The 24,530-nt window shown below is 69.9% G+C and carries 28 protein-coding genes; 8 read left to right on the top strand and 20 right to left on the bottom strand.

From position 1 onward, the window contains the following. The first annotated feature begins 9 nt into the window (after positions 1–9). The 4 genes from ABQ271_RS02560 to ABQ271_RS02545 are packed head-to-tail and all read left to right on the top strand — an operon-like array spanning position 10 to position 5,533. Positions 10–1,044, top strand: a complete 1,035-nt coding sequence (locus ABQ271_RS02560) for an agmatine deiminase family protein (protein ID WP_349309981.1) — start codon at positions 10–12, stop codon at positions 1,042–1,044. After that, a complete protein-coding gene (locus ABQ271_RS02555) occupies positions 1,041–2,750 on the top strand; it encodes an amidase (RefSeq protein ID WP_349309980.1) in 1,710 nt (569 codons plus the stop codon). The genes ABQ271_RS02560 and ABQ271_RS02555 overlap by 4 nt, the downstream gene beginning before the upstream one ends. Continuing rightward, a complete protein-coding gene (locus ABQ271_RS02550; RefSeq protein ID WP_349309979.1) occupies positions 2,747–4,108 on the top strand; it encodes an aminotransferase class V-fold PLP-dependent enzyme in 1,362 nt (453 codons plus the stop codon). The genes ABQ271_RS02555 and ABQ271_RS02550 overlap by 4 nt, the downstream gene beginning before the upstream one ends. A 42-nt stretch (positions 4,109–4,150) precedes the next feature. After that, the gene (locus tag ABQ271_RS02545) at positions 4,151–5,533 is read left to right on the top strand and encodes an aspartate aminotransferase family protein (protein WP_349309978.1); all 1,383 of its coding nucleotides are present in this window, start codon (positions 4,151–4,153) and stop codon (positions 5,531–5,533) included. A 15-nt stretch (positions 5,534–5,548) separates the two neighbouring features. Here ABQ271_RS02545 and ABQ271_RS02540 read toward each other — a convergent pair whose 3' ends face one another. From ABQ271_RS02540 to ABQ271_RS02530, 3 genes are read right to left on the bottom strand one after another with little or no spacing between them, the layout of a single operon-like run. Beyond that, positions 5,549–8,404, bottom strand: coding sequence for an FtsX-like permease family protein (locus ABQ271_RS02540; RefSeq protein ID WP_349309977.1), 2,856 nt, complete (start codon positions 8,402–8,404; stop codon positions 5,549–5,551). After that, on the bottom strand, positions 8,401–9,120 hold the full coding sequence (locus ABQ271_RS02535; RefSeq protein WP_349309976.1) for an ABC transporter ATP-binding protein: 720 nt from the start codon (positions 9,118–9,120) through the stop codon (positions 8,401–8,403). Before ABQ271_RS02535 ends, ABQ271_RS02540 begins: the two co-directional genes overlap by 4 nt. Continuing rightward, on the bottom strand, positions 9,117–9,734 hold the full coding sequence (locus ABQ271_RS02530; RefSeq protein ID WP_349309975.1) for a PadR family transcriptional regulator: 618 nt from the start codon (positions 9,732–9,734) through the stop codon (positions 9,117–9,119). The genes ABQ271_RS02535 and ABQ271_RS02530 overlap by 4 nt, the downstream gene beginning before the upstream one ends. Before the next feature lie 93 nt (positions 9,735–9,827). Here ABQ271_RS02530 and ABQ271_RS02525 point away from each other — a divergent pair, with 93 nt between their 5' ends. Continuing rightward, the gene (locus tag ABQ271_RS02525) at positions 9,828–10,403 is read left to right on the top strand and encodes a DUF1992 domain-containing protein (RefSeq protein WP_349309974.1); all 576 of its coding nucleotides are present in this window, start codon (positions 9,828–9,830) and stop codon (positions 10,401–10,403) included. A gap of 3 nt (positions 10,404–10,406) precedes the next feature. Here the strand turns inward: ABQ271_RS02525 and ABQ271_RS02520 are convergent, their stop codons facing one another. The 3 genes from ABQ271_RS02520 to ABQ271_RS02510 all read right to left on the bottom strand — a co-directional run bounded on the left by ABQ271_RS02520 (position 10,407) and on the right by ABQ271_RS02510 (position 13,653). Then, positions 10,407–11,390 (bottom strand): Gfo/Idh/MocA family oxidoreductase, encoded by a 984-nt coding sequence (locus ABQ271_RS02520; RefSeq protein ID WP_349309973.1) that lies wholly within the window; start codon positions 11,388–11,390, stop codon positions 10,407–10,409. A 119-nt stretch (positions 11,391–11,509) separates the two neighbouring features. Then, the gene (locus tag ABQ271_RS02515; RefSeq protein WP_349309972.1) at positions 11,510–12,667 is read right to left on the bottom strand and encodes a cystathionine gamma-synthase; all 1,158 of its coding nucleotides are present in this window, start codon (positions 12,665–12,667) and stop codon (positions 11,510–11,512) included. Beyond that, positions 12,664–13,653 (bottom strand): pyridoxal-phosphate dependent enzyme, encoded by a 990-nt coding sequence (locus tag ABQ271_RS02510; RefSeq protein WP_349309971.1) that lies wholly within the window; start codon positions 13,651–13,653, stop codon positions 12,664–12,666. The genes ABQ271_RS02515 and ABQ271_RS02510 overlap by 4 nt, the downstream gene beginning before the upstream one ends. A gap of 233 nt (positions 13,654–13,886) precedes the next feature. On the opposite strand from ABQ271_RS02510, the gene ABQ271_RS02505 reads away from it, so the two are divergent. Next, positions 13,887–14,432, top strand: coding sequence for a flavin reductase family protein (locus ABQ271_RS02505; RefSeq protein WP_349309970.1), 546 nt, complete (start codon positions 13,887–13,889; stop codon positions 14,430–14,432). A gap of 18 nt (positions 14,433–14,450) precedes the next feature. Here the strand turns inward: ABQ271_RS02505 and ABQ271_RS02500 are convergent, their stop codons facing one another. Further along, positions 14,451–14,957 carry a MarR family transcriptional regulator gene (locus ABQ271_RS02500; protein WP_349309969.1) on the bottom strand — a complete coding sequence of 169 codons (507 nt, stop codon included), beginning with the start codon at positions 14,955–14,957 and terminating at the stop codon, positions 14,451–14,453. Positions 14,958–14,990: 33 nt separating this feature from the next. Beyond that, positions 14,991–15,215, bottom strand: coding sequence for a hypothetical protein (locus ABQ271_RS02495; RefSeq protein ID WP_349309968.1), 225 nt, complete (start codon positions 15,213–15,215; stop codon positions 14,991–14,993). A 299-nt stretch (positions 15,216–15,514) separates the two neighbouring features. Here ABQ271_RS02495 and ABQ271_RS02490 point away from each other — a divergent pair, with 299 nt between their 5' ends. Continuing rightward, positions 15,515–15,868, top strand: coding sequence for a hypothetical protein (locus ABQ271_RS02490; RefSeq protein ID WP_349309967.1), 354 nt, complete (start codon positions 15,515–15,517; stop codon positions 15,866–15,868). Between the two features lie 194 nt (positions 15,869–16,062). Here the strand turns inward: ABQ271_RS02490 and ABQ271_RS02485 are convergent, their stop codons facing one another. Continuing rightward, positions 16,063–16,386: a hypothetical protein gene (locus ABQ271_RS02485; protein ID WP_036310378.1), complete on the bottom strand. Its 324-nt coding sequence runs from the start codon at positions 16,384–16,386 to the stop codon at positions 16,063–16,065. A gap of 61 nt (positions 16,387–16,447) precedes the next feature. Here ABQ271_RS02485 and ABQ271_RS02480 point away from each other — a divergent pair, with 61 nt between their 5' ends. Continuing rightward, positions 16,448–16,777 carry a hypothetical protein gene (locus ABQ271_RS02480; RefSeq protein WP_036310380.1) on the top strand — a complete coding sequence of 110 codons (330 nt, stop codon included), beginning with the start codon at positions 16,448–16,450 and terminating at the stop codon, positions 16,775–16,777. On the opposite strand, the gene ABQ271_RS02475 is transcribed toward ABQ271_RS02480, so the two are convergent. The 11 genes from ABQ271_RS02475 to kdpC form a co-directional block, all read right to left on the bottom strand. After that, entirely contained in the window at positions 16,767–17,018 is a 252-nt protein-coding gene (locus ABQ271_RS02475; protein ID WP_036310382.1) for a hypothetical protein, read from the bottom strand. The two genes, ABQ271_RS02480 and ABQ271_RS02475, sit on opposite strands and share 11 nt — an antisense overlap. Further along, the gene (locus tag ABQ271_RS02470; RefSeq protein ID WP_060915047.1) at positions 17,015–17,338 is read right to left on the bottom strand and encodes a hypothetical protein; all 324 of its coding nucleotides are present in this window, start codon (positions 17,336–17,338) and stop codon (positions 17,015–17,017) included. The genes ABQ271_RS02475 and ABQ271_RS02470 overlap by 4 nt, the downstream gene beginning before the upstream one ends. Positions 17,339–17,345: 7 nt before the next feature. Further along, the gene (locus ABQ271_RS02465; RefSeq protein ID WP_349309966.1) at positions 17,346–17,894 is read right to left on the bottom strand and encodes a DNA starvation/stationary phase protection protein; all 549 of its coding nucleotides are present in this window, start codon (positions 17,892–17,894) and stop codon (positions 17,346–17,348) included. Positions 17,895–18,015: 121 nt separating this feature from the next. Further along, positions 18,016–18,255 carry a hypothetical protein gene (locus tag ABQ271_RS02460; RefSeq protein WP_349309965.1) on the bottom strand — a complete coding sequence of 80 codons (240 nt, stop codon included), beginning with the start codon at positions 18,253–18,255 and terminating at the stop codon, positions 18,016–18,018. 70 nt (positions 18,256–18,325) lie between these two features. Then, positions 18,326–18,643, bottom strand: a complete 318-nt coding sequence (locus ABQ271_RS02455) for a hypothetical protein (protein ID WP_349309964.1) — start codon at positions 18,641–18,643, stop codon at positions 18,326–18,328. An 88-nt stretch (positions 18,644–18,731) separates the two neighbouring features. Next, positions 18,732–19,022: a hypothetical protein gene (locus ABQ271_RS02450; RefSeq protein ID WP_349309963.1), complete on the bottom strand. Its 291-nt coding sequence runs from the start codon at positions 19,020–19,022 to the stop codon at positions 18,732–18,734. A 302-nt stretch (positions 19,023–19,324) separates the two neighbouring features. Beyond that, positions 19,325–20,140 carry a lytic murein transglycosylase gene (locus ABQ271_RS02445; RefSeq protein WP_349309962.1) on the bottom strand — a complete coding sequence of 272 codons (816 nt, stop codon included), beginning with the start codon at positions 20,138–20,140 and terminating at the stop codon, positions 19,325–19,327. 103 nt (positions 20,141–20,243) lie between these two features. Then, positions 20,244–20,573 (bottom strand): ATP-dependent DNA ligase, encoded by a 330-nt coding sequence (locus ABQ271_RS02440; protein ID WP_349309961.1) that lies wholly within the window; start codon positions 20,571–20,573, stop codon positions 20,244–20,246. A gap of 152 nt (positions 20,574–20,725) precedes the next feature. Beyond that, positions 20,726–21,427 carry a response regulator gene (locus tag ABQ271_RS02435; protein WP_349309960.1) on the bottom strand — a complete coding sequence of 234 codons (702 nt, stop codon included), beginning with the start codon at positions 21,425–21,427 and terminating at the stop codon, positions 20,726–20,728. Then, complete coding sequence (locus tag ABQ271_RS02430; RefSeq protein WP_349309959.1) at positions 21,424–23,907, bottom strand: DUF4118 domain-containing protein; 2,484 nt, start codon at positions 23,905–23,907, stop codon at positions 21,424–21,426. The genes ABQ271_RS02435 and ABQ271_RS02430 overlap by 4 nt, the downstream gene beginning before the upstream one ends. A 2-nt stretch (positions 23,908–23,909) precedes the next feature. Continuing rightward, on the bottom strand, positions 23,910–24,524 hold the full coding sequence (gene kdpC, locus ABQ271_RS02425; protein ID WP_349309958.1) for a potassium-transporting ATPase subunit KdpC: 615 nt from the start codon (positions 24,522–24,524) through the stop codon (positions 23,910–23,912). Positions 24,525–24,530 lie beyond the last annotated feature (6 nt).

Genomic DNA, 24,530 nt, shown 5'->3' with positions numbered 1-24,530 from the left:
GAGCCCGCCATGGGTTGGCGCATGCCGAGCGAGACCGCTGCACACGAGCGCACCTGGATGGCGTTCCCCCGCGAGGGAATCACCCTCGGCGACACCGACGCCGAGCGCGAGGAGGGCTACGCGACGTGGACGGCCGTCGCGGCCGCCGTCGCCCGGTTCGAGCCCGTGACGATGGTCGTCGACCCGACTGAGAGCACGCGCGCCCGCCGCATGCTGCCCGGCGACGTCACCATCGTCGAGGCCCCGGTCGACGAGTTCTGGATGCGGGACCACGGCCCCACCTTCGTCGTCGACGACGAGCGGCCCGGTGTCCTCGGCGCGGTCGACTGGATCTTCAACGGCTGGGGAGCGCCCGACTGGGCCGAGTGGCGGCACTCCGCTGAGCACGCCCGCATCGTCGCCGCCGAGGTCGGGGCCGAGCTCGTCTCGTCGGTGCTCGTGAACGAGGGCGGCGGCATCCACGTCGACGGCGAAGGCACCGTGCTGCTCACCGAGACCGTGCAGCTCGACCCGCGCCGGAACCCGTTCGCCGACCGCGCCCGCGTCGAGGCCGAGCTGGCCCGCACGCTCGGCATGACTCGCGCCGTGTGGCTGAGCCGCGGCCTCACACGCGACTACGACGACCTCGGCACGAACGGGCACGTCGACATCGTGGCGACGATCCCCTCGCCCGGCCGCCTCCTGCTCCACGATCAGCGCGACGCCTCGCACCCCGACCACGCGGTCACCGCGACGCTCCGCGCCGAGCTCGACGGGCAGACGGATGCCGCCGGCCGCCGCTTCGACATCGTCTCCCTCCCCGCACCCGAGACCCTCACCGACGCGCACGGCCCGGTCGACTGGAGCTACGTCAACCACCTCGTCGTGAACGGCGGTGTCATCGCGTGCGGCTTCGGCGAGGAGCGCGCCGACGCGAACGCGCGGGCGATCCTCGCGGAGGCCTACCCGGGCCGCGAGGTCGTCACGGTCGATGCGCGTGGCCTGTTCGCCCGAGGGGGCGGCATCCACTGCATCACGCAGCAGCAGCCGGCGGTGATTCGATGATCGACGTCGTCGAAGCCTCGATCGCCGACCTGCGCGCGGCGCTGGAATCCGGCGAGACCACGGCGGTCGAGCTCGTCGATGCCTACCTCGCACGGATCGACGCGTACGACGGACCCGACACCGAGACGGCGCTGAACGCCGTCGTCGTCCGCAATCCCGATGCCCGTGCCGAGGCCGTGGCGTCCGACGCGCGCAGGGCCCGCGGCGAGACGCTCGGCCCGCTCGACGGCATCCCGTACACGGCCAAGGACAGCTACCTCGTCCGCGGGCTCACCGCGGCGGCCGGCTCCCCCGCCTTCGCCGAGCTCGTCGCCCAGCGCGACGCGTTCACGATCGAGCGGCTCCGCGGCGGCGGGGCGATCTGCCTGGGCCTGACCAACATGCCCCCGATGGCCAACGGCGGCATGCAGCGCGGCGTCTACGGCCGCGCCGAGAGCCCCTACTCCGCCGACTGGCTGACCGCACCGTTCGCGAGCGGCTCGTCGAACGGGTCGGGAACCGCGACGGCCGCGAGTTTCGCCGCGTTCGGTCTCGGCGAGGAGACCTGGTCGTCGGGCCGCGGCCCCGCCTCGAACAACGCGCTGTGCGCCTACACGCCGTCGCGCGGCATCATCTCGGTCCGCGGCAACTGGCCGCTCGTTCCCACGATGGACGTCGTCGTGCCGCACACCCGGACAATGGCCGACCTGCTCGAACTGCTCGACGTCATCGTCGCCGACGATCCCGACACGCGCGGCGACTTCTGGCGCGCGCAGCCCTGGATCGACCTGCCGGCCGCATCCGCCCTGCGACCCGCGTCGTACCCGGCGCTCGCAGCGGGCGCGTCGCTCGCGGGGGTGCGCCTCGGCATCCCGCGCATGTACATCGGTGAGGATCCGGATGCCGGGACCGGCACGACGATCGGCGGCCCGACCGGTCAGCGGATCGAGACGCGGGAGTCGGTGCTCGAGTTGTGGCGCGCGGCCCGTGCCGACCTCGAGGCTGCGGGAGCGACCGTCGTCGAGGTCGACTTCCCCGTCGTGAGCAACTACGAGGGCGACCGCGCCGGAGCGCCCACGATCGCCGACCGGCTGCCCGAGGGGTACCTCCGCCGCGAGATCATCGACCTGTCGGCGTGGGCGTGGGACGACTTCCTGGCCGCCAACGGCGACCCGGCGCTCGCCACGCTCGCCGACGTCGACGGGGCGGCGATCTTCCCGCATCCCCCGGGCGCGCTGCCCGACCGCTACACCGGGTTCGACGACGACATCGCCGTGTACCCCGACTGGGTGCGTGCGCACCCCGGTGCGACGCTCGACGACATGCCCGAACTGGCCGAGGGTCTGCACGGCCTCGAACGCACGCGCCGTGTCGACCTCGAGGAGTGGATGGATGCCGCCGGCCTCGACGCCGTCGCCTTCCCCGCCGTCGCCGACGTCGGCCCCGCCGACATGGACGTGAACCCGGCCTCAGCCGACCTGGGGTGGCGCAACGGCGTGTGGATCGCCAACGGCAACCTCGCGATCCGCCACCTCGGCATCCCGACCGTCACCGTCCCGATGGGCACGATGGCCGACATCGGGATGCCGGTGGGCCTCACCTTCGCCGGCCGCGGCCACGACGATGCCACGCTGCTGCGTCTGGGCGTAGCCTTCGAACGTCTGGGTACCCGCCGGACGCCACCGCCGCGCACACCTGCGCTGCCCCCGATCTCGGAGAACCGATGACCCGCCCCGCCCGCATGCATGACGTCACCGACGAGACCCGTCAGATCGTCGACCTCGTCCTGAACTATTCGCGACAGCGACTGCTCACCGACGACAACCCGCTCGACAAGCCGCTCTCGCCCGCCGAGTTGACACGTCTGGCGGGCGTGACGATCAACGAGAAGGGCATCGGCGCGCAGAAGGCGCTGGGCGTCTTCGAGCACGTGCTCGCCCCGGCGTGCATCACGACCGACGACCCGCGGTACCTGTCGTTCATCCCGAGTGCACCGTCGAAGGCCGCTGCGGCGTTCGACCTCGTCGTCTCGGCGAGCGCGCTGTACGGCGGATCGTGGCTCGAGGGTGCGGGCGCCGTCCACGCCGAGAACGAAGTGCTCCGCTGGCTCGCCGGAGAGTTCGGGCTGCCGGCGACCGCGGGCGGCGTCTTCGTCCAGGGCGGGACGCTCGGCAACCTCTCGGCGCTCGTCGCTGCGCGTGAGACGGCGCGGGAACGCGGCATCCGTCCCGACCGCTGGCGCGTCGTCTGCTCTGCGGAAGCGCACTCCTCGATCGCGTCGGCCGCCAGGGTCATGGACGTCGAGGTCGTCACGGTCGCCCCCGACGCCGGTGGCGTGCTGCACGGCGATGCGGTGCGCGCAGCCCTCGAAGAGCACGGCGACAGCGTGTTCGCGGTCGTCGCCACGGCGGGGTCCACCAACTTCGGCATCGTCGACGACATCGCCTCGGTCGCCGAGGTCACCCGCGAGTTCGGCGTGTGGCTGCACGTCGACGGCGCCTACGGTCTCGCTGCCGCGCTGTCACCCGAGGCGCGCCACTACTTCGCCGGCCTCGAGCACGCCGACTCCCTCATCGTCGACCCGCACAAGTGGCTGTTCGCCCCGTTCGACGCCTGCGCCCTGCTGTATCGCGACCCCGAGCTCGGACGCCGCGCGCACACGCAGCACGCCGAGTACCTCGACACGCTCACCGAGACGAGCGACTGGAGCCCGTCGGACTTCGCCGCGCACCTCACGCGTCGCGCCCGCGGCCTGCCGCTGTGGTTCTCGCTCGCGACCTACGGCGCCGAGGTCTACCGCGAGGCGATCACCGCCTCGATCACCCTCGCCGAGCAGATCGCCGCCGAGATCGAATCCCGCGACGAGCTCGAACTCGTCCGCCGCCCGCAGCTGAGCGTCGTCGTGTTCGAGCGTCGCGGCTGGGACAAGGCGGACTACACGACCTGGTCGAACCGCCTCCTCGACGACCAGCACGCCTTCGTCACGCCGTCGAGCCACGGCGGCCGGACGAACGCGCGCTTCGCGATCCTGAACCCCCGCACCCGCTTCGAGGACCTCGTCGGCATCCTCGACACCATGCGCTGAACCGCCGGCATCCCACCCCGCACCGACGCACCGGAGGTAGACATGTCCCGATCCGAATCCGACCTGCAGGCCATGGCGCGCGATCACCTCTGGTTGCACTTCGCGCGGCAGTCGTCGATGACGGAGGGGGACGGCGTCCCGATCATCGTGAAGGGCGAGGGGCATCACATCTGGGATGCGGCCGGCAAGAAGTACATCGATGGCCTGTCCGGCCTGTTCGTCGTCGCCGCCGGCCACGGTCGTGCGCGGTTGGCGCAGGCCGCGGCCCGGCAGGCGGAGGAGCTCGCATTCTTCCCCATCTGGTCGTATGCGCATCCGTCGGCCATCGAGTTGGCCGACCGTCTCGCCCACCTCGCGCCCGGCGACCTGAACCGCGTCTTCTTCTCGACGGGCGGCGGCGAAGCGGTTGAGACCGCGTTCAAGCTGGCGAAGCAGTACTGGAGGCTGCAGGGCAAGCCCACGAAGCACAAGGTGATCTCCCGCTTCGTCGCGTACCACGGCACTCCGCAGGGAGCCCTCGCGATCACGGGCCTACCGGCCATGAAGTCGATGTTCGAGCCGGTGACGCCGGGAGGCTTCCGCGTGCCCAACACGAACTGGTACCGCGCCGCGGAGCAGGGCTTCACGGGTACGACCCCGGAGGAGTACGGAAAGTGGGCCGCCGACCGCATCGAGGAGGCGATCCTCTTCGAGGGAGCGGAGACGGTCGCCGCGGTGTTCCTCGAGCCGGTGCAGAACTCGGGCGGATGCTTCCCGCCCCCGCCCGGCTATTTTCAGCGTGTCCGCGAGATCTGCGACCGGCACGACGTGCTGCTCGTCTCGGACGAGGTGATCTGCGCGTTCGGCCGGCTCGGCGAGTGGTTCGGCGCGGACCGCTACGGTTACCAGCCCGACATGATCACCTTCGCGAAGGCGGTCACGAGCGGGTATTCACCGCTCGGCGGCACGATCGTCACCGACCGCATCCACGAGCCGTTCTCGCACGGGACGACGTCGTTCCCGCACGGGTACACGTTCGGTGGACACCCCGTCTCGACGGCGGTGGCGATGGAGAACCTCGACATCTTCGAGGAGGAGGGCCTGCTGCAGAACGTCCGCAAGAACTCGCCCGTCTTCCGCGCGTCGCTCGAGCGGCTCCTCGACCTGCCGATCGTCGGCGATGTCCGCGGCGACGGGTACTTCTTCGGCATCGAGCTGGTGAAGGACAAGGCGACGAAGCAGACCTTCGACGCCGCCGAGTCCGAGCGTCTGCTGCGCGGGTTCCTCTCGAAGGCGCTCTTCGACGCGGGTCTCTACTGCCGCGCCGACGACCGCGGCGACCCCGTCATCCAGCTCGCCCCGCCGCTCACGATGGGGCCGGCGGAGTTCGACGAGATCGAGGGGATCCTGCGGAGCGTGCTGACCGAGGCATCCGCTCGGCTGTGACGCGTCCGCCCGGGCTCACGCGATGACGTTGCGTCGCGTGAGCTCGGGCTCGCGCGGCGGCACGAGCCAGTTGACCGCTGCGATCCCGAGCGGCAGCGCCACGGCGAGAGCACCGAGCAGCCACCACGGGATGTCGGCGAGGTTGAGCGGCTCGAACGAGGTCTGCGACTGCAGCCAGAAACCGATGGGGGGAAGGATGCCGGCGGTCGCCCCCGCGAACGTGCCGAAGCCGGCGATTACGAGGCCCTGCCACAGTCCGATGCGACGGCGGAGTCCCGGCGTGCCGCCGACGGCCGCGAGGGTGGCGTCGTCGGGGCGCCGCTCGAAGCGTGCGAGGCCGAGGGCGACCGCGCTCGCACCGAGCACGAGGACCGCGACGGCCGCAAGAAGCGGGACGAGCCAGACGGCAGGGCTCGAGGGGCCGGTCTCGCGCCACAGGGAGACCTGGTACTCGTCTGTATCGAGACTTCCCGTAAGCGCGTTCAGACGGTCCTGGGAGTTCATGTCCGCACCTTCGGGGAAGACGGCGAGCACCTGACGAGGTACGACCTCGATGCCCCACTCACGGGCCGTCGTCGGGGCCACGGCCGCGACGATGTTCTGGTCGGGTGCGGTCACCGTGATCGCGGGCGCCGTGCGCTGCCACCTTGGGTCATAGACCTGACCATCCGTCCAGACGTTGTTGGGCATCTTGCCCTCGAAGGCATCGCGGGCACTCCATGCGCCGACGTCGACCTGCCCGTCCGTGACGTAGCTGTCGTCGACGACGATGACCGCTCCTGCGGCATAGGCGGCGCGCTGATCCTCGCTCAGGGTGACCCCTATCGCCGCATCTAGGTCGTCCGCCGCCACGACGGAGAGATTCTCGGTCGAGTTCCCGTAAAAGGTGAATCCCTGCGACCCTCCCTCGACCAGAGACACGAGCGACCGAGCAGGGGCCACGAGCATCACGTGCTCCAGATCGAGCGGGATGTCGGCAGCCGTTTCGGCGAAGTACAGAGGTTGCTCGCCGCTCACGACGCCGATCCCCGTCGCCCCGGACGACGCGAAAAGCCGCTTGACCTCGTCGACCGCATCCTGGGCGACGTCCGCAGTCAAGAGCGAACCGTCCATCGAGGAGACGTCCGCGACGACTGTGCCCACCGGCGCGCTGTAGGTGTAGTTCCGCGCGGACTGCTCGGCCGTCATCATGCCCATCGATACAGCGAACACGCCGACGAAGACCGTGGCACCGATCGCGGCGAATGCGGGGACGGTCCGCGCACCATTCGCGACCGCATCCCTCGACGCCAGTCGTGCGGCGAGCCCGATACGTGAGAGGAGGCGAGACGACAGCCACAGCAACCACCGTCCGGACACGAGGATGCCGACCTGAGCGAGGATGGGGCCGCCGACGATGCCCACAGTGGGGATCCACCGCAGGGGCGAGTCGCCCGGGATCGTGTCGCTGATCGCGACCGCGCCCGCGGCGATCCCCGAGACGACGGTCACCGCCACGCCGACGATGATCAGGAGAGACCCCCAGAGCGGCCGCGCGGCCGTGACCGTCATCGGTCGACGCGCCCCGCGCAGCGCGGAGATCGTGTCCGACTTCCCGACCGTCCGCGCGGGCATCCACGCCGACGCGGAGCCGACGAGGACGGCGAAGACCAGCACACCCGCGAGCAGCAGCCACGGCACGTGGAATCCCCAGAACACGGTGGCGGAGCCGTTGTTGAGGATGGGCATCAGGAGAGCCGCCAGTCCCACTCCAGCCGCGAGCCCCACGGCACCGGCGATGAGGCCCAGCACCGCGCCCTGCAAGAGCACGATGCGACGCAGGTCCCGCGGCTCGGCACCGACGCTGGCGGCGATCGCGAGGGCGCGTTGCTGGCGACGCGCGCTCACGGCGAAGGCGGCGCCGGCGAGCATGACCACCATGTATCCGGCGGCGATCCCGCCGCCGCCGATACCCGCCGCGAGGGCGAGCTGGCGCTGCTGGTCCTGTTCCGCAGAGGTCGGGAAGGTGTAGTCGTCGTACGGCTGCTCGAACGGAGGCGGGTCGAGAACGAGCTGTCGCGCGTAGACGCCGAACCCCGCCGCGTTCAGCGCACTGAGCCGTTCAGAATCGATGTCCACGTCCGGCAGGAAGGACCGGATCGGGCTGTACCGATCCGCGTCGAAGAACGCGATCACGAGGTCGGCATCCGCTGCGGTGGCGGCGTCGAATGTCCCCGTGACGGTGAACCGATCGCCGTCGGCGAGTGTCAGCGTGCCGCCGATCGTCGCTCCGACTCGCTCGAGCACGGCGGGCGTCACCAACACCTCCCCGTCGTCCGAGGGAGCTCGACCGTCGATGAGCGCGTACGCTCCCTCAAACCGGGCGTCCGTCACATCGCCCGCCACGGCGCGCGCGGGGGCGGTGCCGGCGACCGTCTCGATGCGCTCGTCACCGGACGAAACAGGAACGATCTCAGTCCCCGGGGGGAGCGCAGTCCTCGGGTCAGCGGACAGCTCGGGCTCACTCGACCCGTCGGACACGCCCCATTGCGAGGAATTGCCGAACTCGTAGGGGTCGTCCGGTTTCTGCCAGAAGCCGGACTCCGCCGACCACAGCGGCTCAACCCAGGCCGACATCCGCCCGAGTTCGACGTTCACCCGCTCCGCGGGCGTCGCGAACGTGCTCGAGACGACCACCGCCACCCCCGCCATCCCGGCGATCGGCAACGCGATGAGCGACATGATCAGCAGCGACGACACCCACGCCCGGCGCACCTGCCGCCGCGCGATACGTGCCGAGACCCGGATCCGCGCCGTGCGCGAGGGCCTCGGTCGTTCCACACGTCGGCGCTCCCCGGCATCCGCTCGGGGCCGGTCCCGCAGCGTCGTCATCGGGTGCTCGACAGCAGAGCGTCGGCGCCGTGGCGCTGCGTCTCGTCGATGATCCGGCCGTCGCGCAGGAACACGATGCGGTCGGCCCACGCCGCGTGGCGCGGCTCGTGGGTGACGAGGATGCCGGCGGCTCCCTGGTCGACGCGGTGGCGGATCATCTTCATGACCGCCTCCCCCGTCACCGAGTCGAGCGCGCCCGTCGGCTCATCGGCGAGAATCAGCCGCCGCCCGCCGACCACCGCACGGGCGATCGCGACGCGCTGCTGCTGGCCGCCCGAGAGGTCATCGGGGTAGGAATCGATCTTGTCCTCGAGACCGACCGAGGCGAGCGCATCCCGACCCGCACGGCGCGCCACCCGGGCTCGGAAGCCGTCGAGCTCGAGCGGCAGTGTCACGTTCTCGACGGCCGTGAGGGTCGGGATGAGATTGAAGTCCTGGAAGACGAACCCCAGGGAGCGCCGCCGCAGCTGCGCCAGGTCGCGACGCGTCGCCGTCGAGAGATACGTTCCCTCGACGACGACCTCGCCGCTGGTGGGCTTCTGCAACCCGCCCGCGATCGACAGGAGCGTGGATTTGCCCGAACCGGACGCTCCCATGATCGCGACGAGCTCGCCCTTGTCGACCGTCAGATCGACGCCCGACAGTGCCGAGACACTCGTCTCGCCTTCGCCGTACTGCTGCGTGACCCCCACCAGCTGCAGGACGGCGTCGCTCACGTCGCGACCGCCTCGACGTCGCTCGTCTCGGGTTTCGCGGGCCTCCCGCGCTTGGGAGTATCCGTCGACAGCTCGAGGCCCATCGTGCGGTGCGGATGCCGCGCCAACCGCTGCTCGGTGTGGTCGAGCCACCGCGCCTCGGCCTCTGCGGCGAAGATCATCGAGTCGACGACGAGCGACCACGCGAGCTCTTCGGGACCGTCCGGGTTCGAGCCGGCGTACTTCGCGCGGTTCAGCTCCTGGAGCTGGCGCAGCGATGCGGACCGCTGCCGCTGGATGACGCTCGCGAGGTCCACGCCAGGCAACGTCGCGGCGATCGCGAGCTTGATCGCGAGTTCGTCACGAGTGCCCTGCGTCCGCTCGACGGGAGCGTCCAGCCATGCCGTCACCTCGGCCGATCCGGCATCCGTGATCTGCCAGTAGACGTGCCCCTGGTCGTCGACGTCGCCCTTCTCGACGAGACCGTCGCGCTCGAGGCGGTCGAGGGTGTTGTAGATCTGGCCCACGTTGAGGGGCCAGGTCGACCCGGTGCGGCGGTCGAACTCCGCGCGGAGCTGGTAGCCGTAGCAGGGACCCTGATCGAGGATCGCCAACAGGCTCTGTCGTACCGACATCGGAACTCCTCGCTGCATACCGGGTATGTGTTTTCTGAGTATATGCATACTGAGCAACATCCCCGCAACATCGCGCCGACGTACGCTGGATGCATGGCCGAAGACCGCGCCGCGAACGACGACCCCCGCCTCACCGCGGCGCGTTACCGCGTCGAGCAGACGGCGCGCGAGAACGGCGAGGAGCCGCCCGCCGAACCGGAGCGTCACGCGGGAACGCCGACGGGCACCGAGCGGGCCCTGTACGTCGAGACCGCCATCCAGCAGGCGATCCGCCGCGGCGACTTCGACGACCTGCCCGGTGCCGGCAAGCCGCTCGAGGGTCTCGGCGGCTCGCACGATCCCGACTGGTGGATCAAGCGCAAGATACACACCGAGCAGCTCACCGGGCTCGGGCCTCCGGCGCTTCGCCTGCGCATCGAGCATGCCGAGTTCGAGGACCGCGTCGACGCCTTCCACCGGGAGGAGGACGTCCGCGAGTACGCTGCGGACTTCTCTCGCCGGGTCGTCGAGGCACGCCGTCAGTTGCTCGGCGGGCCTCCCGTGGTGACGCCGACGCGCGACCCCGACGAGGAGGTCGCCGCCTGGCGGCAGCGGCGCGCGGCGCGGGCCGCGGCATCCCCTCCCCCGGCCGAACCCGAGAAGCCCCGACGGCGCTGGCGGCGCCGGTAGGGCTCAGTCGATCGAGCCGCGCCACTCGGCGAGCAGCCGCGCGATCGTGCGGGTCTCGTCCCACGGAACCTCGGGCGCCTCGGTCCGCCCCTCGCGGAGCGCCCGGATGGTGGCATCCGCCTCTGCGGCCATCGGCTGCACGGTCGCCACCTCGATCTGCTCGCGCGTGCCGTCGGTGCGGATGAGGGTGGCCGCCTCCGTACTGCCGGTCCGACTGCCCCAGACGTTCGGGATCTCGAGGGAGGCATCGCGCCCGACGATGCGCGTCAGACGCGGCAGATCGTGGACGATCGCGGTGCGGATGTTCGCCACGGCGCCGCCCAGATCGATGGATGCCACGGCGCTCACGTCGACGCCGGTCTCGCCGATCGTGCCGGTGACCTCCTGCATGGCCAGCGACGCGAGGTCGCGGCCCGACCAGGCCGCGACGCCGACGACGAGCGACAGCGGATAGCAGCCCACGTCGAGGATCGCGCCGCCCGCGGTCGCGGGGTCGAACAGCCGACCCGTGTGCGAGCCGGCGGCGAAGCCGAGCGACGACTCGATCTCGACGAGGTCGCCGAGCGCGCCGCTCCCGACGATCTCACGCAGCCGGTCGGCGAAGGGCCCGAACCGGTACTTGAACGCCTCGACGAGCGGGAGTCCCGCCTCGCGGGCGGCGCGGATCGCGGCATCCGTCTCGGCGGGAGACACCCCGAGGGGCTTCTCGCAGAGCACGGCCTTGCCGGCAGCGAGCGCCTGATGCACGAGCTCCGTATGCGTCGTGTGCACCGTGCCGACGTAGACGGCGTCAATGTCGTCGCGGTCGAGGATCTCGTCGTACGTCCCGACGACGGGCGCCCCGTGCGCGGCGGCGAACTCCTCCGCACGGGACTCGTCACGCGCGCCGACGGCATGGAGCCGCCCGAGTTCAGATTCGGGGAGCGCGCGGGCGAAGTTCCCGCTGATCGCCCCGGCGCCGAGGATGGCCCAACGTGCGTGTGTCATCCGGCCACGCTATCGCCCGCGTCGCGGACCGAATGCAGGTTCAGCTGCGCTTCGGGGGCCGATGGCGCCCCTATCGCACCGTTCTTCCTGCACTCGGCACACGCAGCGCCGGGCCGCCGTCAGGCCTCGAGCGCCTGCTCGATGTCGGCCAGCAGGTCGTCGATGTCCTCGATGCCGACCGACAGGCGGACGACCTCGACCGGGACGGCCGCCTCGGTGCCGCGGACCGAGGCGTGCGTCATCGCGTCGGGGTAGTTCACGAGCGATTCGACGCCGCCGAGCGACTCGGCGAGCGTGAAGAGCCGCAGCGACTCGGCGAACCGGCGCGCGGCCTCGCCCGACTCGAGCGCGAGCGACACGATGCCCCCGAAGCCCGACATCTGCCGCGCGGCGAGCTCGTGCCCGGGGTGCGATTCGAGACCCGGGTAGTACACCCGCGCGACGCGGTCGTGTGCGTCGAGGAAGGATGCCACGGCCATGCCGTTCTCGCTGTGCCGCTGCATGCGCACGGCGAGCGTCTTGATGCCGCGCGTCGTCAGCCAGGCGTCGAGCGGGCCGGAGACCGCGCCGACGGCGAACTGGATGAACCCGACCTTCTCGGCGAGCTCATCGTCGTTCATGACGAGCGCACCACCGACGACATCGGAGTGACCGCCGAGGTACTTCGTGGTCGAGTGCACGACGACGTCGGCACCGTACGAGAGCGGACGCTGCAGGGCGGGAGTCGCGAACGTGTTGTCGACGACGACGAGCGCGCCGGCGTCGTGACCGAGCTGGGCGAGGCCCGCGATGTCGGTGATGCGCAGCAGCGGGTTCGAGGGCGTCTCGACCCACAGAATGCGGGGCGCCTGGTCGGCGATGGCGGCACGGACGGCGTCGAGGTCGCTCATGTCGACGACGCGGAGCTTCACTCCCCAGTCGCCGAGGACGCGCGAGATGAGGCGGAACGTGCCGCCGTAGACGTCGTTGCCGAGCAGGACCTCGTCACCGGGGCGGAGGACTGCGCGCAGAAGCGCATCTTCGGCCGCGAGACCCGACGCGAACGACAGGGCGTGCGCGCCGCCCTCGATCGCGGCGAGCTGGGTCTGCAACGCCGTACGGGTCGGGTTGCCGCTTCGGCCGTACTCGTAGCCGCCGCGAAGTCCGCCGATGCCGTCCTGCGCATAGGTGGTCGAGAAGTGCACGGGCGGGATGACGGCGCCCGTCGTTTCGTCGGGTTCTTGACCCGCGTGGACGGCGAGGCTCGCGAAGCCGCGAGCGGAGGACTGTGCACTCATGCGAGGCTCCCGGTGGTCTCGGATTCGGTGACGACGGAGAACCCGTGATCGGTCATCCAGTCGTCGTTGTAGATCTTGCTGAGGTAGCCGCGGCCATGGTCGGGCAGGAGCACCACCATGACGGCATCCGCCGGCAGTTCACGGGCGACGCGGAGCGCTGCCACCACTGCCATACCGGAGGACCCGCCGACGAGGAGGCCCTCCTCGCGAGCGAGACGGCGCGTCATGGCGAACGCCTCAGCGTCGCCCACGCGCTCGAAACGGTCGACGACCGTGGGATCGAAGGTCGCGGGCATGAAGTCCTCGCCGACGCCCTCGACGAGGTAGCCGTGGATGTCGCCGCCCGAGTAGATCGACCCCTCGGGGTCGGCCCCGATGACGGTGATCTCGCCGTCGGTCGCCTCCTTGAGGAATCGGCCGGTGCCGCTGACGGTGCCACCGGTGCCGACGCCGGCGACGAAGTGCGTGACCTTGCCGTCGGTGTCGCGCCAGATCTCAGGCCCGGTCGTCTCGTAGTGCCCGCGCGGACCGTTGAGATTCGCGAACTGGTTCGGCTTGAACGCACCGGGGATCGACGCAGCAAGGCGATCCGACACGCTGTAGTAAGAGTCCGGATGCTCCGGGGGGACGCTCGTGGCGGTCATCACGACCTCAGCACCATAGGCCTTGAGCACGGCGACCTTCTCGCCCGCGAACTTGTCGGGGACGACGAAGATCATCCGGTATCCGCGCTGCTGCGCGACGAGTGCGAGCCCGACGCCGGTGTTGCCGCTCGTCGGCTCGACGATCGTGCCGCCGGGCTTCAGATGACCGTCGCGCTCCGCGGCGTCGATGATGTTCCGCGCGATGCGGTCCTTCGCAGAGCTGCCGGGGTTGAAGTACTCGACCTTCGCCAGGACCGTGGCGGCGATGCCCTCGGTGACGGAGTTGAGACGGACGAGCGGAGTGTTGCCGACGAGATCGGCGATGGAGGTGGCGTAACGCACGTGTTCTTCCTGACGGGATGCCGCGCTCGCAGAGGCGCGGTGGCTGTGGGGGTCGCGGAGGTCGCCGGGTAACCGGCGGTCAGCGACGACAACAGCGAAGGGTCAGCACCCGACCAGAGTAGCGGACGTCCGGCATCCGCGTCCCGCCATGTCGACGACGTCATCTGGCGAAACAGAACGAAAGCTTCGGACACATGACCCGCACCCCCACTGCGCGAACGTAGGTTCGTCGTATGACTTCCGCCGCACACGCCGCACCCGGCGACTCCGCTCCCACCGGGTTCACGGAATCGCTGAGCCCCGACGAGTTCAAGGCCGTCTTCCGGGGGCACCCGGGTGGCGTCGCGGTCATCACGGCAGACGCGGGAGACGGCCCCGTCGCCCTCACAGCGACCTCTGTGTCGTCCGTCAGCGCCGACCCGCCGCTCCTGATCTTCTCGGTGTCGGCGCAGTCCTCGGCGGCGCCTGTCCTGGCAGCGGCTGACACCCTGGTCGTCCACCTCCTCGACGCGGACGACCTCCGCGTCGCGCAGATCGGCGCGACGAGCGGGATCGACCGCTTCGCCGAGCTGCCGTGGTCACGCCTCGTGACGGGCGAGCCCGTCTACAACGGGGTGCGCGCGTGGGTGCGGTGCGCCGTGATCGATCGCATGGATGCCGGTGGCTCCACCGTCATCGCTGCGCACGCCATCCAGGCGAACATCGCGCGTGACTCGGTGTCGCCGCTCGTCTATCACAACCGGACGTGGCACCGGCTCGGGTCCGACACCGCCATCTGACCGGCCGGACAGGCCCCGTCAGGCTTGACGAGCCAGGTCGTCGAGCGCGGCGGCGATCCTGCGGATCGTAGCGGCGGTCGTTTCCGCATCGCCCTCGTTGAGGCTGTCGATGACGGATACGACGGCGGCGTGATGAGCGCCGTACACCTCGTCGACGAGGTCGTTCGCGGCGTCGGTGGGCAACAGGTAGTGCGCGCGGCGGTCGGTCGGGTGCTGCTCTCGCGTCACGTAGCCCTTACCGACAAGGCGTTCGATGACGTTGGTGACGGTAGCGCTGGACGTGCCGAGCATGACGATCAGGTCCTTGGGACTGATCTCCCGCTCTTCACGGCGGGCCTGTACGAGATAGCGGAGTGCGGAGAGGTCGATGCCGCCGAGGCCTGAGATCCGCTGCGAGCGGTCTGCCTGCACCTGCTCGGCATGACGAAGCTCGAGGATGGCGCTACTGAGCTGCCGTCCGGCCTCGGTCTGAGGCTGCGAGGCATACAGATGCGTGTGCTCGTGTCGAACGATGGACTGAGGCATGTCAACTCCTCGGCTCGTGACGGGTGTCGAACATCATCCGATCGCCGCCCGAGCCATGGCTGCATCCGGATACTTCCCCACGACCCCGCCAGCGTGATCTCGGGTGATCCAACCGGTGGGGCTTTGTTCGACGGTTCCGAGGAACCTGCCGTGGGCGTTGCCGACCCAGAAGCCCGCCTCAACCTCGTGCCACGTCGCGATCTGATCGCTGACGCCCACGGAGTCGTACGAGTCGAGCACCTCCATCGACTTCACCACCTTACATGTCTGAATCTGTGACAGTTCGTGTCCTTCTCGAAACTAATGATAGACATGAGTTGTGAAATCTACTAGATCTATTGTTTAGCTAGTAATTCAGGAACGGACAGATGACCCCCACGCCCTCCCACCCCATCCCGGCCCCCTTCGCGGGGATCGGGGTAGCTCTCATCCCCGAGCAGCGACCCGGATGGTGGGCGCCCCTCATCAGCGCTCTTTCACGACAGCGTCCGCGCCGCACAACGGCGCGGCCCCTTCACAACTGACCACGCACCACGCACTCACACCAGGAGAACGTCATGGGAAGCCTCTACTACGGGAACGTCGAATCCCCCATCGTCATGCCCGACCGCATCCTCGCCCACCTCGCCGCGATCGCGACGACGAAGCTGCGCCGGAGCGAGAGCTTCGTCGTCTCGTGGAAGGGCACCGCCGGCGAAGGCGAAGGGCGCACCACGCTCTGGTTCCAGCCCGCGATCCCGCTGCGCTTCGTTTACGACCAGTCCGCAGCGATCGCGCTGAACCCCGCGACGCTCCGCGAGATGGCCGATCAGGCCACCTCCAACGGCGGACTCGTACTCGACTCCGATCTCGACATCCCCGAGATCTCCGCCGCCCGCACCGAAACGCGTCGACCGGTGGTCGCCGCGTGACCCACCCCGATCTCAGCGACGAGGCCGACGCCTACGAGGACGCCCTCGCCGCAGATTTCACGGAGCGATTCGGAACTCCGCCACTCCTGGTCTGATCCTCGCTCGACGAGCGAACCCTCTCGTGCCGTCCCGTCCGCCGTTCCCCCCACGGCGTCGATGGGGCGGCACGTTCGCGTTCGGGCGGATGCCGCCTGTCAGACGCTCGCTTCTCCGTCGCCGGCGTCGGCGGGCTCCGGGACGAGGTGCAGACCTGCCGGCGAGTTCGCCGCGTACATGAGAGCTTCGGACCAGGCGCGGTTGATGCGCGACTGACGACTGCCGTAGTACTTGAAGACGAGCGAGGCGTGCGGGTGCAGCCAGACGGACGTGCGGCCCTCTCCGATGCTCTTGTCGTCGCGCCACGTGAAGTGGAACGACTCGCCACGGCGGAGCTTGTTGCCGATCACCTGCTGCAGGTGCGCCAGCGTGCGGTCTTCGAAGTCCACCTTGATGGAATCCTCATAGATGAACTTGCCCACTGCGGCCCCCTCGTCGTGTCATCTCGATGCCGAAATGACGTCCTCCCATTATGGTGGCCCCATGGGCCTGATCTACTACGGCGGCTCGGCGATGCCCATCCGCATCGATGACCGCGCACTTGCTCACCTGAAAGTGGTCGTGGCGACGAAGCTCCGTCGTTCGGAGAGCTTCACGGTCTCGTGGCAGCATCCCGACGACTCGCCCCTCGGACGCACCACGATCTGGCTCCACCCCGCCATCCCGCTCCGCTTCGTCTTCGACGACGCCGAGCCGCCGACGCTCAACCGGGAGTGGATCGAGGAGCTCGCGGCATCCGCCAATTCGTCCGGCGGTATTCAGCTGTCGGCGCGGATGTTCGAGGACGAACCGGACTCGCACGTCACGGAATGAAGTGTCCGTCGGCTGCGTCCTCGGGCTCAGGCGAGGATTCGTCGGGAATCGGGATGAGGGCGATCGGCACACCGGGTGAGATCAGCAGGTGCGCAGGGCGCGGTGCCCCTTCACCGTCGTTGACGACGATCCACCCGTGACCAGCCTCGAGAGCTGCCGACACCTGCGCCGCGAAGTCCTCGAAGGACTCCTCGCCGATGCTGTACAGCGCGCCCCCGTAATGCACGTCGATCCGTTTCACGCTCCCACACCCTCTCGTTCCGCCGCAGCAGGTTCGGGCACGATGTACAGGCCCGTGGGGGAGTTCGCGACAGCGGTGAGCGCGTCCACCCAGGCGAGGTTCAGCGGCTCGCGCTGACCCCGGTAGAACTTGAACACCAGCGTGCACCGCGGATGCAGCCAAATGCTGGTGCGACCGTTTCCGATCGCGGCGTCGTCCTTCCACGTGAAGTGGAAGGACTCGCCGCGACGGAGCTTCGACATGATGACCACCTGCAGGTGGGCAAGCGCACGGTCGTCGAAGTCGACCTTCAGCGTGCTGTCGTAGATGAACTTTCCCACCGGATCATTACCGGGGCGTACGGTTCTCGGCGCTGATCATCCACGCGAACTGCTCAAGGCTCTCGAGGATGCTGTGCAGGATGTCGGCGCTCGTCGGGTCTTCATCGTCGACCTCGTCATGGACGTCGCGGCAGGTGCCGATGACGGCCTCGAGACGCTCGGTGACGAGGTCGATGACGTCGGAGGTGAGCACCTCGCCGTGCGGGAACTCGGGAAGCGTCGTGGTCTCGGCCACAGTGTCGCTTCGACCGTCGGGCACGGCGTGGAGGGCCCGCATCCGCTCGGCGACGGTGTCGCTGAACTCGCGCGCCGCGTCGATGATCTCGTCGAGCTGGAGGTGCGTGTCTCGGAAGTTCTTGCCGACGACGTTCCAGTGCGCCTGCTTGCCCTGGATCGCGAGCTCGAGGAGGTCGACGAGGACGGCCTGCAGGTTGTCACTGAGCTTCTGGGAGGCGGTGAAGCCGCGCTCGGAGTTCTGCTCCTCGGTCAGCTGCGCCCCCGACTTGGCGGGACGGCGCTTGTTGCGGGTGGCGGGCTTCGTCTGCGTGGTCGTCATGGGGAACAACACCCTTCTTTCGCGGATCGTGGATGCCTCAACGGTAGGACGGCGGGCCACCGGACGGCAGCGGGTTGCGTCGCCTGAAAAGCGGTGATATTTCGGACGCGACGCGCAGGTCTCAGCCGTCCAGTCGGGCGACTGCGGCGGCCATCTCGTCGTCGGACAGCGACATGCCCGCGTCGCTCAGGCGCTGCGCGAGGACGTTCTCGGGGTCGACACCGTCCTGGCCCGCGAGGTCGGCGCGCGTCTGCACGATGATGCCGTCGAGCTTCTGACCTGCATCGGCGTCGTTCTGCGACATGGCAGGTTCGTTCTGGACCACCTCGCCGGGCTGACCGGCATCCTTTGCATCGCTCATGGCACCCAGTGTGCGCGGAGAGGGGGTCGCGCGTCATCCCCTTGACCCGCTCCGGAACCGCCGATAGGCGTCACAACCGAGGGGAGCGTCCGGGGTGGATCGTCGGGCCGTTCCAGAGCGGCGAGAACCCCTCGGGCTCGGATTCCCGGAAGGGGGTGCCGTTTCCTTCGCTCGGGGGATCGTGAGGTTCCGGGACCGGGATGACGGCGATCGGGACCCCCGGCGTGATGAAGAGGTAGGCGGGGCTGGCACTCCCCTCCCCGTCATTGACGGCGAGCCAGTGCTGCCCGGCGCGGGCGCCTTCTTGGATCTCGCGGTGGAGCTCTTCGACCGTGCGGTTACCGACGCTGTAACGCTGCCCGCCGTAGGAGATGTCGATGCGGGTCATCGGGTCCTCTCGGATGCGGTCGGGAAATGTCCAGCCTCTGACCTCGAGGGCCGATTGTCACGTTCTTGACACGTCCCCGGTGGGACGGTTAGAGCGCGGCGAGCGGAGGCCGGTGGGCGATCGGCTTCGGCTTGCCGCGGCGGGACGCGCAGGCCACCAGGTGGCGGACGGCCCCATTGAGCAGATCGTCCATCGTCGCGAACCAGGCGGTGCCCGCGCCGCCGTAGACCCAGGTCACGTCGAACCCGCCTCCCTCGGCCGCCTCGATGTAGGCCAGGACGCTCGCGGCGTCGGAACTGGCCACTCGCGTGTCGCACAGGCGCCAGGTCGACGACGACAGCGGTTGCAGCGACAGCTGATTGACGGGGTCGGCACTCATGACGTACCTCCGAGGTCTCGTGTGCGACGATCGTCGTCGATCGCGCGGGGGCGAAGTCTTCGCGGCTTCCCACACTCGCTCTCGAGGGTCGCCGCACTGAGGGGCTTGACACGGTCGGGGGGCGTGATTAGACGGCGCCGCGGATTAGCAGAGCCGAGACGGCGGCGTCAATCCCCCGGACCTGATAGCCGCGCCCGCTTAGCGTGATCACCGCAAGGTAAGTAGGCGGCACATGGTCGAGTCGAAAGGTGTTCGGGTCACCGATCCACTCCCACGTCTACGACAGGCCCCGGCGATCGGGCTTATCGCCGGGGCCTCCCCTTCTCAGGGGACACGCTTCGTGCGTACTCGTTCGCACGAGTTGCGACGTCGTCGATGTAGCGCGTCAGCGGGTTGTACGTGAAAACGGCATCGCGCCACGCGGTCTCGGACTCGAGCGGGCCGGATCGGCAGAGATAGCGTGCGGCCGCGAGTGCTGCGTCGTCGATGTGGTTCGGATCGCGCGTGCCGTCCGCATTCCCATCAGCTCCCCACCGCCGCCACGTCTCCGGGATGAACTGCAGCGGGCCGACGGCGCGGTCCCACTGATCGTCGCCGTCCAGGCTGCCGCCGTCCGTGTCCTCGATCGCGCCGACGCCCTCGCCGTTCAGACGCGGCCCGAGGATGCGCGGCGTCACGAGGCCGCTCTTGACGAGCATGGCCCGGCCGTACGAGCCGTGGTGCGATTCGACCCATCCGATCCCCGCCAGTGTGGTCCAGCCGATGGCGCACGCCGGCTGCTCGTGCGCGACGGTCAGGTCCGCCGCGGCATAGGCGATCACTGCACGACGCGGGATGCCGGTGGCCGCCGCAACTCGCGACGCCCACTCACCGTCGACCAGGTCGACCGCCGGCGCACGTGAGGGATCCGCTCCCGCCACGGCGAGAGCAGGCGGTGGGGTCGTCGCCCACCGGGACGATACGGGCGGGAGGGGCGGTTCAGCGGGCTCCGAGACCGCTGGTAGGCACGCGGCGAGGAGGATGACGACGGCGGCCGGTGCGATGCCGAGCCCCACGGCGAGCGCCGCGAATCGGCGACGACGTGCGCGCGTCGATCGAGGCTTGCGGCGTGCCGCCATCTGCGCCTCCCCCGTCCGATGCCCGGACAACGCTAACGCGCGGCGATGAGGATGCGCTGACGGTGGGCGAACATGCCGGCTCTCGCCGGTCGGCATCCCCCGGTCAGATCGCCTCGATCGAACCGGCGCCGAGGTGGTCGAACGGCTCGGACATGACGAACAGGCCGCCTGGGGAGTTGGCCGCATGGGCGAGTTTCTCGAGCCACGCGCGGTTCATCGTGGGCGTCCGGGAACCGAAGTAGGTGAAGTCGAGGTCGGCGGCCGGGTGGATCCAGATGGATCGTCGACCCTCGCCGACGCTCGCGTCGTCGCGCCACGTGAAGTAGAACGACTCTCCCCGTCGGAGCTTGTTGCCGATGACGACCTGCAGGTGCGCGAGCGCCCGGTCTTCGACGTCGGTCTTGACCCGGGTGCTGTAGGTGAATCGACCCATGGGGCGGCCCTCCGGCCGAAAAGCCCTCCGCCGACCGTGAACACCCCGCATGCGCGGCGCTGTGGACTCTCGGGGCGACGCTTCTCCCTCGGTCCGCCACGATCCTCTGCGCGGCTCGACAGCGCAACCCCTGGCGCTCGGCAGGATCCCGGTCAGCCGGCAGCGGTACCGCCGAGCTCGAAGCGGTAGCCCATGCCCGCCTCGGTGAGGATGTGACGCGGCTGCGCGGGGTCGTCCTCCAGCTTGCGACGCAGCTGGGACACGTAGAGACGCAAATAGCCGGTGTCGCTCACGTGCTCGCTCCCCCAGATGGACGTCAGGATCGTCTGGCGGGTGACGAGCTTGCCGGGGTTGCGAAGCAGGATTTCGAGCAACTGCCACTCGGTCGGCGTCAGCCGCACCCGTTCGGTGTGACCGTCCGCGGTCTTCATCACACTGCGAGCAGCGAGGTCGACGGAGATCGAGCCGAACTCGGTCACCGGGTCGGGCTCCTGCTGCGGAGCACGACGGGTCAGGGCGCGGATCCGCGCCAGCAGCTCGTCGATCGAGAACGGCTTCGTGACGTAGTCATCGGCGCCGGCGTCGAGCGCGTCGACCTTGTCGGCCGCGCCGGTCCGGCCCGACACCACGAGGATCGGGGCGTCGGACCAGCCGCGGATCGCGTGGATGACCTCGATCCCGTCGAGCTCCGGCATCCCGAGGTCGAGCAGGAAGATGTCGGGGTGGTGGTCCACCGCGGCGGCGATGGCCTGCGCGCCGTCGGCGGCGGTGAACACCTCGTACCCGCGGGCAGCCAGGGTGATGCGCAGCGCACGGACGATCTGCGGGTCGTCGTCGGCGATGAGGATCCTCACGGGCGTTCCTCCTCGTCGGCCACCGGAAGCGAGACGACCATCGTCAGCCCGCCACCCGGCGTGTCTTCGGGGGTGAGCGTACCGCCCATCCCCTCGACGAACCCCTTCGAAAGGGCGAGCCCGAGACCGAGGCCGGTGCTGTTGTCGGTGTCGCCGAGCCGCTGGAACGGGACGAACACGTCGTCGCGACGCTCCGCGGGGATGCCGGGGCCGTGATCGATGATCCGAATCTCGACCGCCGAGCCGAAACTGCTCGTCGCCACCCGCACCTTGCGACCCTCGGGCGAGTGCCGCAGCGCATTGGCGAGGAGGTTCACGACCACGCGTTGCAGGAGGACCGGGTCGGCGCGGACCGCGGCATCCGGTTCGAGATGGATGTCGACGGATGCCGGTCCCGCACCGAGCTCTTCGAGCGCCGGGAGGATCACGTCGGCGGGATCCGTCGTCAGGAGCGAGACGGCGAGGGCGCCCGCCTGCAACCGGCTGACGTCGAGGAGATCGGTGACGAGCGACGCGAGCATGCCGAGCGATTCGTCCGCCGTCTGCAGCAGCTCATCGCGGTCCTGGTCGCTGTAGGTGCCGCTGCGGAGCCCGCCGACGGCCGCCGTCGCCGCGGCGAGGGGCCGGCGGAGGTCGTGACTGAGCGCCGAGAGCAGGGCGCTCCGCACCCGGTCGGAGGCCTCGAGCGGCGCGAGGCCGCTCGCGACCTCGGCGAGGTCCTCGCGCTGGAGCGCGGCATCCATCTGCGCGACGATCGCGGCGAGCAGGCGACGCTCGGACGCCCGGAGGTCGTGTCCGTGGAGTTCGAGGACGGCGCGGTCACCGACGGGGAGAGCCGTGTGCCGGCCGCCGCGGAGAGGCTCACCGCTGGCGGCCAGGGTCGTGTCACCCGAGACCAGCCGCACGCCGGCGAGGCGGAACGCCTCACGGGTCCGCTCGACGAGGGCTTCGACGGCGCCGGTTCCCCGCAGGACGCTGCCGACGACGGTCTGCAGGAGTTCCGATTCGGCAGCCGCACGCCGGGCGGCGCGGGTCTGGCGAGCCGCGCGGTCGACCACGACGCTCACGAGGATCGCGATGACGACGTAGAGCGCCAATGCGAGCAGGTGCTGCGGCTCGTGGACGTGAACGGTGAACAGGGGCTCGACGAAGAAGAAGTCGAGGGTGACGCCGCTCAGAAGGGCTGCCCACAGCGCCGGCCAGATACCGCCGACGAGGGCGACGACGACGACGAGCAGCTGATAGCTGAGGACGTCGCTCGTGATCGACTCATCGGTGCGGGTGAGGAAGAGGAGCCAGGTGAGCAGCGGCCCACCGAGGAAGGCCACCGCGAACCCGGCGAGGCGCCGCTTCATCGAGAGGGCACCGCCCAAGCGCGGCAGAGCGAATCGCCCGCCCGCGGCCGAGTGGGTCACGATGTGCACGTCGATGTCACCGGATTCGCGGATCACGGTGGCGCCGATGCCCGGGCCCGAGAAGACCGCCGCGAGGCGGCTGCGACGACTCACGCCGAGGACGAGCTGCGTCGCGTTGACCGACCGGGCGAACTCGACGAGCGCGGTGGGCACGTCGTCGCCGACGACCTGGTGGAACGTGCCGCCGAGCTTCTCGACGAGCGCCCGCTGCTCGGCGAGCGCGCCCGGGTCGCCGCCTCGCAGGCCGTCGTTGCTGGTCACGTGCACCGCGAGGAGCTGCCCGCCCGCCGACCGCGCGGCGATCCGCGCGCCGCGGCGGAGCAGCGTCTCACCCTCGGGACCTCCCGTGAGGGTGACCACGACGCGCTCCCGCGCCTCCCACCTGCTGTCGATGCCGTGCTCGGCGCGGTAGGACGTGAGCGCCTGATCGACCTCGTCGGCCAGCCAGAGAAGCGCCAGCTCGCGGAGCGCCGTGAGGTTGCCGAGTCGGAAGTAGTTCGAGAGCGCGGCATCCACCCGCTCCGCGGGGTAGACCAGCCCGCCGGCGAGACGGTCGCGGAGGGCCTGCGGTGCCAGGTCGATGACCTCGACCTGGTCCGCGGCGCGCAGCACCTGGTCGGGGACGGTCTCGCGCTGCGGCGCCCCGGTGATCTGCTCCACGACGTCGTTGAGCGACTCGATGTGCTGGATGTTGACGGTCGAGATGACGGAGATCCCGGCATCCAGCAGCTGTTGGACGTCCTGCCAGCGCTTGTCGTTCTCGGAGCCGGGCGCGTTGGTGTGGGCGAGTTCGTCGACGAGGGCGACACCGGGATGCCGCGCGATCACCGCGTCGAGGTCCATCTCGGTCAGCGTCACGCCCCGGTGGGTGATCTCGCGCCGGGGCACCTGCTCGAGCCCCTCGGTCATCCGCTGGGTCGCGGCGCGGCCGTGGGTCTCGACGACGGCGATGACGACGTCGGCGCCTTCGCTCGTCAGGCGTCGACCCTCTTCGAGCATCGCGTAGGTCTTGCCGACGCCGGGGGCTGCGCCGAGCAGTACGCGCAGCCGTCCGCGTCCGCCCACTGTCAGCCTCCTAGCCCGTCGAGGGCGAGATTGAGTTCCACCACGTTCACGGTCGGCTCGCCGAGGTACCCGAGGTCGGGGCCCTGGGTGTGCTCGGCGACGAGCCTGCGAACCTCCGACACCGGGAGCTTCCGGGCCTCGGCGACGCGGTCGACCTGGATCGAAGCGTACGCGGGGCTGATGTGCGGGTCGAGTCCGGAGGCGGAGGCCGTCACCGCGTCGGCGGGGACGGCGGACTCCGCGACGCCCTCGCGCTCGGCGATGGCCGCCTTGCGCTCCCGGATCGCGGCGACGAGGTCGGGGTTCTCGGGGCCGAGGTTCGAGCCCGAGGATGCCGCGCCGTCGTAGCCGTCGCCGGCGGCGGACGGACGGGACTGGAAGTACTGCGGGAGCGCGGCACCGTCGGCATCCGTGAAGGACTGCCCGATAAGCGACGAGCCGACGACCTCACCCGAGGCGTTCCGCACGAGCGAGCCGTTCGCCTGCGCGGGCAGGGCGACCTGGCCGATGACGGTGATGAGGGCGGTGTAGCCGACGCCGAGGACGAGGGTGAGGACGACCATCGCGCGGACGGCGACGAGGACGGTGCGCCCGGTGGCGCGGGAAGTGCTGTTCATAGCGGG

Origin of the sequence: Microbacterium sp. MM2322 (assembly GCF_964186585.1) — a bacterium.
Classification (GTDB): Bacteria; Actinomycetota; Actinomycetes; order Actinomycetales; family Microbacteriaceae; genus Microbacterium.
The sequence above is the reverse complement of the archived record's forward strand: the minus strand, read 5'-3'. Positions and strand labels throughout refer to the sequence as shown.